Here is an 11,952-nt window from a genome sequence, read left to right on the forward strand (position 1 = left end):
CAACATCCCCGAGTGTGTCCGATATCCTGCTCTCACCATGAGCATCACCAAGCGCAAGGCCCGGGCGGTGGCCGAGCGCGCCCGTTCCTACCACCACGGGGACCTGCGCGCCGAACTCCTCCGCCGCGCCGAGGAGACCCTGCGCGGCAGCGGAATCGAGAGTCTGTCGCTGCGGCAGCTGGCCCGCGACACCGGGGTCAGCCACGCGGCGCCCGCCCGGCACTTCCGCGACAAGCAGGCGCTGCTGGACGCGCTGACCGTCGCCGGATTCGAGCGGCTCGGCGCGGGATTCGAGAAGGCGGCGGCCGCGGGCACCTTCCTGGAACGCCTGCGCGCCATGGCCCACACCTATCTGCGGTTCGCCATCGACAATCCGGAACTGCTGGCGCTCATGTTCGCCCGCAAGAACAGCCCGACCCCGGCCATCGGGGAGGCCGCGGAACGCGCGTTCACCGTGCCGATCGAGATGGTCACCGACGCGCAGGCGCTCGGGGAGGTGGTGCCGGGCGAGCCGCGCCGCATCTGCCTGTCGGCGGTGGCGGCGCTGCAGGGGCTGGCCTCGATCCTCGGGTCGGGGCTGGTCGACGCCGCGGAGGCGGACGGACTCTTCGACGAGATGGTCACCCACATGCTGAACGGTTTGCGTCCGCGACGCTGAAACATTTGCGTCCGCGACGCTGACGCGCGGTTCACCGAACGCGGCACCGCGCCGCCGCCCCCGAAATCGGTGGCCTCCGCACCCGTAACCTTTCAGGCGTGACGATCGAGAAACGACAGTGACGATCGAAGGCAGGCAGTACGGCGGACGCGCCGTGACCGAACGAAAAGCCGAGCGCCGGCAGCGTTTCCTCGACGCGGCCATCCGAATCTTCGGCGAGCGCGGCTACGCCAACTGTTCGCTGGCCGATGTGTGCGCCGCGGCCGGACTGTCCAAACGGCAGTTCTACGAGGAATTCCAGACCCGCGAGGACGTGCTGGTCGCGGCCTACGACCAGATCCAGGACCAGTCGGCCGCCGCCCTCGCCACCGCGTTGAGCGCCATGGGCCCGAATCCGGACCCGACCGAGACCGTGACCCAGGCCCTCTCGGCCTTCCTGGCCTCGATCGGCTCGGACCCGTTCCGCGCCAAGGTGGCCTTCGTCGAGGTCGTCGGCGTGAGTGAGCGCATGGAACAACACCGCCGCGCCCGCCGCCACGGCTGGGGCGACATCCTCCGCCTGGCCGTGCAGCCGCTGGCGGGCGAGAACGCCGCCCTGCGCGGCACCCCCGAACTCGCCACCAGCGCCCTGATCGGCGCGATCAACGGCCTCGCCCACGAATGGCTGCTCTCCGAGCCTCGCCCCCCGGTCCGCGACCTGGTCGAAGTGCTCGTCCCCATGACGGTCGCACTGATCGTGCGCGACCCGGACTAGCCGCCTCGCCGGAATCGCAGCCGCCCCCGCAGCGGCGGCGTGCATTCCGACCACCGGCGACGCCACCTGCCCTCGGCGTCGGGACTCCGGTGCACGGCCGCTGCGGAAGCGACCCCGCAATCTGTCGGTGCCCGACGGCAAGATCATGGGAGTGACCGAGGACGAGCGGCGCTGGGCCGACCCGCACGCCACGGAGGCGGTGCGGAAGCTGCTGCGCCGGCATCGAGCCGCGGTGGAGACCGTGCTGACGGCGGCCCGGGTGGACGGGCTGAACGAACTCGCCGATGCCGCCGCCGAATACGTCGGCGCGCCGGAACGGCCGGGGACGGCGGCGGGCGCGGCACTCGCCTTCGCCATCGCGCAGCACGCGGCGGTCGCCTATCGGACCGGGGCGCGGCGGGAGCAGGAGTTCATCGATCGGTTCATCGACAGCTGGATGATCGAGCGCGGGCACGCCTTCACCGCCGAGGTCGCCGAAGCCCGGCTGGCGGTGCGCGTGGAGGATCCCGATCCGCGATCGGGCCGGATGACGCCCTGGCTGCGGACCACCACCGCGGGCGAGGAGCCCGAGCCGGCCGCCGACGCGCTGCGCCTACGGGTTCGCGCCCGCCTGGGGACCGTGCCCGAGGATGCGGGACCGGGCGGTGCGCCACCGAACGGCGCACGCCGCGATCCCACGCGCCGGGCGCCGGAGCCGAAGTCGGTGACGACCGATCAGATTCGGCGGCTCGAGGCGGCCATGGTGGACGGCAGGCGGTGGCGGGCCGCCGCGCATCGGCGATTGGTGCTCGAGGATCCCGCGCTGGGGCCGGCCGCGCGGCTGCTGGTGTGGGCGGTCTTCGATGCCCGCGGCGAGGTGACGGGGGCGTTCCGGGTGGACGAGGAAGGCGTGCCGCGCACTGTCGAGGGCGAGCCGGTCGAACTCGCGGACCAGGCGTTGGTGGGTGTGGCACACCCGATTCAGCTCGGTGCGACGCTCGCGGCCTGGCGGGACCTGTTCGACGACAATCGGTTACGGCAGCCGTTCGAGCAGCTGGAACGGCCGATCAACCTGCTCACGACGGAGGACGCGGAGTCGAATCGACTGTCCCGCTTCAGCGATCGGTCGATTCGCACGGACCGGGTGTTCGGTCTGCAACAGCTGGGCTGGCAGGTGTCGCGGGAGGTCCTCACCCGCCGGTTCGGACCGGTCCGGGAGGTGATCGTCACGCTGGATCCCGGGCTCGAAGGCGGTTTCCGCGACGAGCCCGAGCTGCAGCGGGTGCTCTCGGTGGAGCTCCGGGGCGGCACGTTCGATTCGCTCGACGCCGTGACCGCCTCGGAGCTGATCCGTCAGTTGGAGCGACTGGCGGCGTGACGTCCGGCGCGGCGGCCGAAGAACGAGCCCGCGCCGAGCTGGGTGCCGCTGGAGTAGCCCTTGCCGTCCTGGGCCAGGGTGGAGGCGGTCGCGCCCGCCGCGTACAGGCCGGGGATGGGTGATCCGTTGTCCCGCAGCACCTCCGAGTCGACGGAGGTGCGCAGCCCGCCGAGGGTGAAGCCCGCGTAGAGCGCTTTGCCGAGGGTCAGGTCGAAGGCCGCCCACGGCCCCTGGTCCTGCGGTTGCAGCCATTCGGCGGCCTTGTGGAAGTCCGGGTCCTCGCCGCGGGCCGCGTTCTCGTTGTACCGGTCGAGCGTGGATCGCAGTGTCTCGGCGGGGATTCCGAGCGCGGCGGCCATCTCGTCCACGGTCTCCCAGCCGTCGATGAACGGCGCGAGCGGGAACATGGGCCGTTCCATGTGCTCGGAGTCCACGATCAGGTAGGCGACCGCACCGGGCTGATCGAGCACGTACGCGGAGGTGCGCGCGTGGTAGGAGTCCTCGGCGACGAACCGTTCACCCTTGTGGTTCACCACGATTCCGGTCAGCAGCTTCGACGGCGGATACACCGGCGCGGTGACGAACGCCTGGTCCATCATGCGGGTCACGCCGCCCGCCGACACTCCGAGCCGGATGCCCAGCCCGTCGTCGAACGGCGTCCCGAGCACGAACGGCTTCTCGGTCAGCCACGGCACGTGCTCGGCCACCATGTCGGTGTTCATGACGAAGCCGCCCGCGGCCAGCACCACCGACTTCGCTTTCACCGCACCGGTTTTGCCGAGGCTCTTCCACTCCACCCCGACCACCGCGCCGTCCGCGCCGGTGATCAGGTTGGTCACGCCGGTCTCGTAGCGCACCTCGACGCCGAGCGTGGCGGCCCGCTTCACCAGCAGGTCGATGATCATGGCCGCGCCCTGGGTGTCGCCGGGCACCGGAACCTTGTGCCCGCGGGGCGCGGGCACGGCCTGTTCCCGGTAGGGCCACACCTTTTCGTTGCCGGTGTACATCAGCCCCTGGGTACCGGGCTGGATGACCGCCTTCTCCGGGTAGTAGCTGCGCTCGAACTCGAATCCGAGGCTCTCCAGCCAATCGAAGTGCTCGACGCTGCCCTCGCAGTAGGCGCGGATCTTCTCCGGTTCCGGGTCCCGCGCCACCGACAGCAGATACTTGTACATTTCCTCGACCGAGTCCTCGTGCCCGGTCGCCCGCTGCACGGCGGTGCCGCCGCCCAGGTAGAAGTGCCCGCCGGCGAGCGCCGTGGTCCCGCCCGCGACCCCGGCGCGTTCCAGCACCAGCACACGGGCCCCGCGCGTGGCCGCCTCGACCGCGGCACACCCGCCCGCGATGCCGAATCCGGCGACCACCACGTCGACCTCGTCGGACCATTCGGTAACGGACTCCGCCGCAACGGTTTCCGGAATCTGCGTGCTCACTGCGCACCCTTCTTGATCTGCTCGAAGAACGCCCGCATATTCGGCCCGATCTCCGCGAGTTCGATGTACGGCACGCCCGAGTCCGCGCCGTCGAGGTAGGCGAACCGCATCTGCCCGCCCATATCGCCCTGTTGTACCACCGGAATCCCCCGGGCCTCGGCGTCTTTCAGCGCGGCGTCGAAGTCCTGGGGCTCCAGGCAGATGTGGTGCAGCCCCGCTCCCCCGCGTTCGAGGAATTCGGTGTAGATGGAGCGCCCGTTCACCGGCTGGATGAGTTCGAGCTGCATGTCCCCGCTGTACCCGAGCGAGATGTGTGCCGTGAAGTCCGCGGCCTCGCCGCGATACACGCACTTCTCGGGCCCGAAGTGCACGTCGGGCATCCGCATCCAGCCCTTCACGCCCATGATCGTCGTCAGGAACCGTTCCCCGGCCTCGATGTCCTCGACCACCCACGCGATCTGGGTGACGGGCCCATCGGCCACGCTCGTGCTGTCCACTTCGGCAGTTAATCACAATCGCTTAATTTGGCAAGGGCTATTCGTCGTCCGGATCGGCCTCCGACGGCGCGGTCCACCCCTTGTTGCTCAGCCCGTAGAACGTCGCGACCAGCAGATACAGCACCAGCGCGGCGATCGGCGAGAGGAATCCGACCCCGATGCACGCCGCGTAGACCAGAATTCCCGGCCAGGCCCGCCAGCTCTCCCGCCGCGCGTAGTCCGCCCCCAATCCGGACTTCAGCATCTCCGGCCGTTTCGCCAGCCGCCACCACATAGGCGCCCACGGCACGGTCATCAGCACCCCCACGATCCCGTACAGCGCCACCGCCGCCACCGCGTCCCGGTGCGTCCCGTGCACGACGTTCTCGGCCACCACCATGGTCGGGAACGGCACCAGCGAAATCCCCAGCAGCAGAAGCAGATTCCACCACCGCAGGACATGGTCGATCCGCCGCAACCGCCCGAAGAAGGTGTGGTGGTTCATCCACACCACCCCGATCGTCATGAACGACGCCAGATACGCCACATACGACGGCCAGATGTGCCCGAGCGCCTGCAGCAAGCGCCCGGGCTCGTGCTCGGGCACCCGGATCTCCAAAATCAACAGGGTGATGGCAATCGCCATCACCCCGTCACTGAAAGCTTCCACCCGAGCGGTTCCCGCGAGCGTGCGTTCCGGAACCGATCCCTCACTCATGCATCGCAGCGTAGACCGGTTCGGCGGTCGGCTCGATTCGCTTGACGCGCTTGACCGTTCGCACGGTGATAATGACCATGACGGCCGTGACGCCGATCATCAGCACGCTCGACAGCCAGGTCATGGTGTGGATGGGCAGGCGGTAGACGAGCACCACACGGAGGGCCGATTCGCCCATGAGGCCGACGCCCCACATGAGGGCGATCCGGTTCAGCAGGCGACGGACCACGGGGTTGGTGCGGAACTTGTGGTCGAGCTGGGCCAGCCGCTCGGGCGATCCGGCGAGGCCCTTACGGGCGGCGACGTAGGTGAGGGGCTTGCCGAGCAGGGCGCTGATCAGGAAGGCCAGGCCGATCGCGGCGGTGGTGACCGAGTCGCGGACGATGATCATCCGGGCATCGCCGCTGATCAGCGAGGATCCGATGCCGAAGGCGAAACCCGCGAGGATGAGCGCGGCCAGGGCATCGATCTTGCGGGCCCGGATCACGCCGACCAGCACCACGGCGCCGGAGAACAGCGCTCCCGCCAGCAGCGCGATGAAGTCGGAGTAGCCGGCGGCGTGCAGGGCGTAGTAGGCCGCGAGGGGCACCGCGATGTCGCGGAGGGTGGGGGCCAGCATGCGGAGCACATTCGGCCGGGCGGCGGGCGCGGCGAGCGTGTTGTCAGCCATGATGCGAACTCCTGTAATCGGTTTCTGCGCTACAGGAATGACGCTACGGAGACCGCCGCCGCACCGAATCTGCCAACCATCACCTCCCGGCCATGACAGTTGTCATGCCGCGACCGCCGTCCCGGCTGACACGCCGTCTCCCGCCATCCGCGCGTCGAGCGCGGGCGGCGGCGATGATTTCCGGTGCCGAACGTCGTCTCCATTCGCAGCGGCCGAAACACCGAGCGAACACCGATTCGAGGAGTTGACCATGTCGTACACAACCCAGCCCGGCGATCCGATCTGGACCGATATCTTCACCACCGACCCCGAGGGCGCGATCGCCTTCTACGGCGAATTGCTCGGCTGGACGGCCGAGATCGCGCCGGAGCACGGGAACTACATCACCTTCCGCAAGGACGGCAAGGCCGTGGCGGGCGGGATGGCCAGTGACGGCTCGAGCGGACCGAGCCAGTGGATGGTGTACCTGGCCAGCACCGACGCCGAGCGGACGGCCGAGAAGGTGACCGCGGCGGGCGGCATGACCGTGGTGCCGGTGATGCCGGTGTCCGAGCTCGGGAAGTTCGGGGTGTTCGGCGACAACGGCGGCGTCGGCATCGGTGTGTGGGAGCCGGGCACCATGACCGGTTTCGAGCAGCGCGGCCTCGTCGGCGACGGGCACTGGGAGGGCCATGTGGGTGCGCCCTCGTGGTTCGAACTGCACACCCGCGGCTATGACGACGCGCTGAAGTTCTACCGCGAGGCGTTCGGCTGGCAGGATCCGTTCACGATCGCCGACACCCCCGAATTCCGCTACACCACCATCCATTCCGTGAGCCCGATGCTGGGTGGCGTGATGGATTCCTCGGGCTTCCTGCCGCCGAGCGTGCCCGGCTATTGGACGGTCTACTTCGGTGTCGAGGATGTGGACGCGGCGGTGCGGAAGGTGCAGGAGCTGGGCGGCAGCGTGGTGCGCCCGCCGGAGGACACCCCGTACGGCCGGCTGGCGGCGGTGGCCGATCCGGCCGGTGTGCGATTCAGCCTGGGCGGCAACAAGTCCTGACCCCGGAACGGGACGAACGGCCCGGTCTCCACAGCGACCGGGCCGTTCGAATCATCCCGTGGCGACGTGGTCTGCGCCCCAGCAGCGCGTCCGGCGTCGTCGTGGGAAGTCTGTCACCGCAGCGGGTTCAGCCGCGGACCCCCGTCGCCAGGGTCTGCTGCCTGCCCAGTCCGGCCACTTCCGCGACGACGACATCGCCGTCGCGCAGATAGGGTTTCGGCTCCGGGCGGCCGACCGCGACGCCCGCGGGCGTGCCGGTGAGCACCAGATCGCCGGGTTCCAGGGTCATCAGCGTGCTCAGGTAGCGCAGCACCTCGCCGACCCCGGCCACCATGTCGCCGGTCGAACCCGCCTGCCGCTGTTCCCCGTTCACCCACAGCTGCAGGCTCAGCGCCTGCGGTTCGGCGATCTCGTCGGGTGTGACCAGCCACGGCCCGATGGGGGTGAAGGTGTCGAAGGACTTGCCCTTCACCCAGGTTGGTTCGCCCGCGATGCCATCGCGTTCGGTGACGTCGTTGGCGGTGACGTAGCCGCCCACCGCCCCCAGCGCGGTGGCGGCGTCGGGGCAGTCGCGCAGGCGGCGGCCGATCACCACGCCCAGCTCCACCTCGTGGTCGGTGGTGGCGCTGTCACGCGGCAGTTCGATGGCGTCGTAGGGACCGCTCACCGTGGTGCCGGGCTTGAGGAAGACGACGGGCCGTTCCGGAATGGCCGCGCCGATGGCGGCGGCGTGGTCGGTGTAGTTGAGGCCGACGCCGATCACCTTGCCGGGCCGGGCGATCGGCGCCCCGATCCGCGCGGCGGGGTCCACCTCGGGCAGCGTGCCGGAGGCCAGCGCCCCGAGGATCGCGCCGAGCGCGACCGGATCGCCCAGCAGCGCCCCGTCGATGTCGGCGGTCACCGCGGACACGTCGTGCAGCACGCCGTGCTCGTCGATGGCCGCGGGCCGCTCGGACCCCTTGGGTCCTACTCGCAGAAGTTTCACGCGTCGCCTCCGGACTGCTCGGATACCGTGGCGGCCACGCGGCGACCGCCCGGCAGGTACTCGTCCGCGATGCGAACGCCCAACTGCTGCAACAACATCAACCCGGCGCTCAGGCAGCGCTGCTCGTCGGGCTCGATCTCGAGCAGCGAATACACCGCCGCGAAACCGGCCGCGTGAGAACGCTCCGGCGGCAAGGTGTTCCGGCCGCACACCGCGACCACGGGCACCCCCGCCGCCCGCGCGGCCGCGGCGACACCGGCGGGCGCCTTGCCGTGCAGGGTCTGCTCGTCGAGCTTGCCCTCACCGGTGACGACCAGGTCGACCCCGGCCAGTCGTTCGTCGAAACCGACCAGTTCCAGCATCAATTCGATACCGGGCCGCAGGGTCGCGCCGAGCACCGCGAGCGCGGCGAATCCGACGCCCCCCGCGGCGCCGGCCCCCGCCACGTCGCGCCGATCCGACCCGAGTTCGTCGGCCAGCCGCCGCGCCCACTGCCCGAGCGCGGCGTCCAACTCGGCGACCTGGGCCGGATCGGCGCCCTTCTGCGGTCCGTAGACCGCGGCGGCCCCGGAGGGCCCGGTGAGCGGATTGTCGACGTCACAGGCCACGATGACCTCGACGCCGGCCATCCGCTCGCGCAGGGCGGTCAGGTCGATGGAGTGCACCCGGGTGAGCGCCGCCCCGCCGTCGCCGATGGGTCGCCCCTCGTCGTCCAGCAGCAGGGCGCCGAGCGCCTCCAACAGTCCTGCGCCGCCGTCGGTTCCGGCGCTGCCGCCGATCCCGAGCACGATGCGGCGGCAGCCGGCCGCCACCGCCGCCGCCATCACCTCGCCGGTGCCCCGGCTGGTGGCGGTCATGGGGTGCGGGCGGCCTTCGGGCAGCCGCACCAGTCCGGACACGTCGGCCATTTCCACGACGGCGAGGTCGCCGCGGCGGGCATAGGCGGTCAGCACCGGTTCCCCGGTCGGGCCCGAGGCGGTCAGCGGGACCGCGTCGAACCCGGCCGCGAGGGCGGCGGCGACGGTGCCGTCACCGCCGTCGGCGACGGGCACCACCGATACCGAGGCGTCGGGTCGCCCGCGCCGGATTCCGGCTCGCACGGCGGCCCCGACCTGCGCCGCGGTCAGCGAGCCCTTGAACTTGTCGGAGGCGATCAGCACACGAGCCATGGGAATCCTCTAGTCCAGCGGAACGGTGGCGGTCGGGGCGTCCGCGAAGGCGGAGGCCAGTTCCTCGAACTCCGTGATCGCGTCGATCCCGGCCGCGCCCATGGACACATTGGTGACCCGCTCGAGAATGCACTCGACCACGACGGGAACCTTGTACTCGGCCATCAGCGATTTGGCCTTCTCGAACGCGGGACCGATGTCCTGTGGCTCGAAGACGCGAATCGCCTTGCAGCCCAGTCCCTCCGCGACCTTGACGTGGTCCACGCCGTAGCCGTTGACCTCGGGCGAGTTGATGTTCTCGAAGTCCAGCTGGACGTAGTAGTCCATGTCGAACGCCCGCTGCGCCTGCCGGATCAGGCCCAGGTACGAGTTGTTCACCAGCACATGGATGTACGGGATGTTGAACTGCGCGCCGACGGCCAATTCCTCGATCAGGAACTGGAAGTCGTAGTCACCCGAGAGCGCCACGACCGGCTCGTCCCGCACCGCGGTGGCCACACCCAGCGCGGCGGGCAGGGTCCAGCCCAGCGGCCCGGCCTGACCGGCGTTGATCCAGTGCCGCGGCTTGTACACGTGCAGCATCTGCGACGCCTGGATCTGCGACAGCCCGATCGTGGTGACGTAGCGGGTTTCCGGGCCGAACGCCTTGTTCATCTCCTCGTATACGCGCGCCGGCTTCAGCGGCACGTTCTCGAAGTGGGTCTTGCGCTGACCGGTCGCGCGCTTGGCGCGCACCTGCTCGACCCACTCGCGGTGGTCGGTCAGACCGCCCACCTGGTCGAGGGATTCGGCGACCGCGATGAACTGCTCCAGCGCGGCGCCGGCATCGGAGACGACGCCGTAGTCGGGTGCGAAGACCCGGCCGATCTGGGTCGGCTCGATGTCGACGTGGACGAAGGTGCGGTCCTTGGTGTAGACGTCGAGCGCCCCGGTGTGGCGGTTGGCCCACCGGTTGCCGATGCCCAGCACGAAATCGGCGGCCAGCAGCGACTCGTTGCCGTAGATGTGGGAGGTCTGCAGACCCACCATGCCCGCGTTCAGCTCGTGGTCGTCGGGAATCGAACCCCAGCCCATCAGGGTCGGGACCACCGGAACACCGGTCAGCTCGGCGAGCTTCACCAGCAGCGCGTCGGCGTCGGCATTGATGACGCCGCCGCCCGCGATGATCAGCGGACGCTGGGCGGCGTTGAGCATCGCCAGCACCTTGGCGGCCTGTGCCGGGGTGGCGGCGGGGCGCACGACCGGCAGCGGCTCGTAGGTCTCGATGTCGAACTCGATCTCGGCCAGCTGCACGTCGATCGGCAGGTCCAGCAGCACCGGGCCCGGACGGCCTTCGCGCATGAGCCAGAACGCCTTCTGGAACGCGCCCGGCACCTGCGCGGGCTCGAGCACCGTGTGCGCCCACTTGGCCAGCGGCTTGGCGATGGAGGCGATGTCGACGGCCTGGAAGTCCTCCTTGTGCAGCTTGGCCACGGGCGCCTGGCCCGTGATGCACAGGATCGGAATGGAATCCGCGGAGGCGGCGTACAGACCGGTCACCATGTCGGTGCCCGCGGGACCGGAGGTTCCGATGCAGACGCCGATATTGCCGGGCCGGGCCCGGGTGTAGCCCTCGGCCATGTGCGAGGCGGCTTCCACGTGGCGGGCCAGCACGTGCTTGATGCCGCCGTGCGCCTTCATGGCGCTGTAGAAGGGGTTGATCGCGGCGCCGGGCAGGCCGAAAGCCTGTGTGGCCCCTTCCTTCTCCAGGATCAGGACCGCCGCGTCGACGGTGCGCATGCGCGCCATGCTCAGTTCTCCTTGTCCAGGGTGCCGCTCAGGCGCTCGACGCCGCGCAGCAGGGCAGAGTGGTCCAGGTGGCCGTCGCCGTTGGCGCGGGCCGAGGCGACCAGCTGCGCGATCAGCGAGCCGGCCGGGGTCACCAGACCGGCCTCGCGGGCGGCGGTGGTGAAGATGCCCATGTCCTTGTGGTGCAGGTCGATGCGGAAGCCGGGCGCGAACTCGCGGTTGATCATCTTGTCGCGCTTCTGGTTCAGCACGGCCGAACCGGCCAGGCCGCCGCCGAGCACGTCCAGCGCCGGGCCCAGCTCGACGCCGTAGGCCTCGAGGAAGACCACGGCCTCGGCCACGGCCTGGATATTGGTGGCCACGATGAGCTGGTTGGCGGCCTTCACGGTCTGGCCCGCGCCATTGGCGCCCACGTGCACGACGGTCTTGCCGACCTTGTCGAAAAGCGGCTGGGCGGAGGCGAAGTCCTCGGCCGAACCGCCGACCATGATGGACAGGGTGGCGTTGACCGCGCCCGGCTCACCACCGGAGACGGGGGCGTCGAGCAGCCGGAAGCCGCGCTCGGCGGCCTGCTTGGCCAGCTCCTGGGTGACGTCCGGGCGGATGGACGAGAAGTCGATGATCAGCGCGCCGGGCTCGGCGGTCTCGAAAACGCCCTTCTCCCCGGCCAGGACCTCCTGCACGTGCGGGGAGTCCGGCACCATCACGGCGATGACGTCGGCGCCGCGCACGGCGTCGGCGATGGAGGTGACGGCCCGGCCGCCCGCGTCGACCAGCGGCTGTGCCTGGGCCGGGTTGCGGTCGAAGCCCTTGACCGAGTGGCCCGCGTTCTGCAGGTGGACGGCCATCGGGCTGCCCATGATGCCGAGGCCGATGAAAGCGATGTTGGTCATGATCTGTTC

The 11,952-nt window shown here is 70.2% G+C and carries 12 protein-coding genes; 4 read left to right on the forward strand and 8 right to left on the reverse strand.

Features of this window, described 5'->3' with window-relative positions; all coding sequences use genetic code 11:
- The first annotated feature begins 37 nt into the window (after positions 1-37).
- The 3 genes from ABZ382_RS10395 to ABZ382_RS10405 all read left to right on the forward strand — a co-directional run bounded on the left by ABZ382_RS10395 (position 38) and on the right by ABZ382_RS10405 (position 2,769).
- Positions 38-658: a WHG domain-containing protein gene (locus tag ABZ382_RS10395; RefSeq protein ID WP_357086562.1), complete on the forward strand. Its 621-nt coding sequence runs from the start codon at positions 38-40 to the stop codon at positions 656-658.
- 154 nt (positions 659-812) lie between these two features.
- Positions 813-1,412 (forward strand): TetR/AcrR family transcriptional regulator, encoded by a 600-nt coding sequence (locus tag ABZ382_RS10400; protein WP_357086564.1) that lies wholly within the window; start codon positions 813-815, stop codon positions 1,410-1,412.
- A 127-nt stretch (positions 1,413-1,539) separates the two neighbouring features.
- Positions 1,540-2,769, forward strand: a complete 1,230-nt coding sequence (locus tag ABZ382_RS10405; RefSeq protein WP_357086566.1) for a DUF4132 domain-containing protein — start codon at positions 1,540-1,542, stop codon at positions 2,767-2,769.
- On the opposite strand, the gene ABZ382_RS10410 is transcribed toward ABZ382_RS10405, so the two are convergent.
- Genes ABZ382_RS10410 through ABZ382_RS10425 form a run of 4 tightly spaced genes read right to left on the reverse strand, consistent with a single transcriptional unit; the run spans position 2,745 to position 6,066 of the window.
- A complete protein-coding gene (locus ABZ382_RS10410) occupies positions 2,745-4,202 on the reverse strand; it encodes an FAD-binding protein (RefSeq protein ID WP_357086568.1) in 1,458 nt (485 codons plus the stop codon). The genes ABZ382_RS10405 and ABZ382_RS10410 overlap by 25 nt on opposite strands.
- Positions 4,199-4,699 carry a VOC family protein gene (locus tag ABZ382_RS10415; RefSeq protein WP_357086570.1) on the reverse strand — a complete coding sequence of 167 codons (501 nt, stop codon included), beginning with the start codon at positions 4,697-4,699 and terminating at the stop codon, positions 4,199-4,201. The genes ABZ382_RS10410 and ABZ382_RS10415 overlap by 4 nt, the downstream gene beginning before the upstream one ends.
- 37 nt (positions 4,700-4,736) lie before the next feature.
- A complete protein-coding gene (locus tag ABZ382_RS10420; RefSeq protein WP_357086571.1) occupies positions 4,737-5,396 on the reverse strand; it encodes a TMEM175 family protein in 660 nt (219 codons plus the stop codon).
- Positions 5,389-6,066: a VC0807 family protein gene (locus tag ABZ382_RS10425; protein WP_357086572.1), complete on the reverse strand. Its 678-nt coding sequence runs from the start codon at positions 6,064-6,066 to the stop codon at positions 5,389-5,391. The genes ABZ382_RS10420 and ABZ382_RS10425 overlap by 8 nt, the downstream gene beginning before the upstream one ends.
- Positions 6,067-6,316: 250 nt before the next feature.
- On the opposite strand from ABZ382_RS10425, the gene ABZ382_RS10430 reads away from it, so the two are divergent.
- Positions 6,317-7,108 (forward strand): VOC family protein, encoded by a 792-nt coding sequence (locus tag ABZ382_RS10430; protein WP_357086573.1) that lies wholly within the window; start codon positions 6,317-6,319, stop codon positions 7,106-7,108.
- A 127-nt stretch (positions 7,109-7,235) separates the two neighbouring features.
- Here the strand turns inward: ABZ382_RS10430 and ABZ382_RS10435 are convergent, their stop codons facing one another.
- The 4 genes from ABZ382_RS10435 to ABZ382_RS10450 are packed head-to-tail and all read right to left on the reverse strand — an operon-like array spanning position 7,236 to position 11,943.
- Positions 7,236-8,093 carry a fumarylacetoacetate hydrolase family protein gene (locus ABZ382_RS10435; RefSeq protein ID WP_357086574.1) on the reverse strand — a complete coding sequence of 286 codons (858 nt, stop codon included), beginning with the start codon at positions 8,091-8,093 and terminating at the stop codon, positions 7,236-7,238.
- A complete protein-coding gene (locus ABZ382_RS10440; RefSeq protein ID WP_357086575.1) occupies positions 8,090-9,262 on the reverse strand; it encodes a glycerate kinase in 1,173 nt (390 codons plus the stop codon). The genes ABZ382_RS10435 and ABZ382_RS10440 overlap by 4 nt, the downstream gene beginning before the upstream one ends.
- A 9-nt stretch (positions 9,263-9,271) precedes the next feature.
- Entirely contained in the window at positions 9,272-11,050 is a 1,779-nt protein-coding gene (gene gcl, locus ABZ382_RS10445) for a glyoxylate carboligase (RefSeq protein WP_357086577.1), read from the reverse strand.
- 2 nt (positions 11,051-11,052) lie between these two features.
- Entirely contained in the window at positions 11,053-11,943 is an 891-nt protein-coding gene (locus tag ABZ382_RS10450; protein ID WP_357086579.1) for a 2-hydroxy-3-oxopropionate reductase, read from the reverse strand.
- Between the last annotated feature and the right edge of the window lie 9 nt (positions 11,944-11,952).

This window comes from Nocardia sp. NPDC005825 (assembly GCF_040630175.1).
Lineage (GTDB): Bacteria > Actinomycetota > Actinomycetes > Mycobacteriales > Mycobacteriaceae > Nocardia.

What these genes read in the sequence shown, in the direction of transcription:
- ABZ382_RS10395 (WP_357086562.1), top strand. Translation starts at nt 38, where the DNA reads ATGAGCATCACCAAGCGCAAGGCCCGGGCGGTGGCCGAGCGCGCCCGT.
- ABZ382_RS10420 (WP_357086571.1), bottom strand. Translation starts at nt 5,396, where the DNA reads ATGAGTGAGGGATCGGTTCCGGAACGCACGCTCGCGGGAACCGCTCGG.
- ABZ382_RS10425 (WP_357086572.1), bottom strand. Translation starts at nt 6,066, where the DNA reads ATGGCTGACAACACGCTCGCCGCGCCCGCCGCCCGGCCGAATGTGCTC.
- ABZ382_RS10430 (WP_357086573.1), top strand. Translation starts at nt 6,317, where the DNA reads ATGTCGTACACAACCCAGCCCGGCGATCCGATCTGGACCGATATCTTC.
- ABZ382_RS10440 (WP_357086575.1), bottom strand. Translation starts at nt 9,262, where the DNA reads ATGGCTCGTGTGCTGATCGCCTCCGACAAGTTCAAGGGCTCGCTGACC.
- gcl (WP_357086577.1), bottom strand. Translation starts at nt 11,050, where the DNA reads ATGGCGCGCATGCGCACCGTCGACGCGGCGGTCCTGATCCTGGAGAAG.
- ABZ382_RS10450 (WP_357086579.1), bottom strand. Translation starts at nt 11,943, where the DNA reads ATGACCAACATCGCTTTCATCGGCCTCGGCATCATGGGCAGCCCGATG.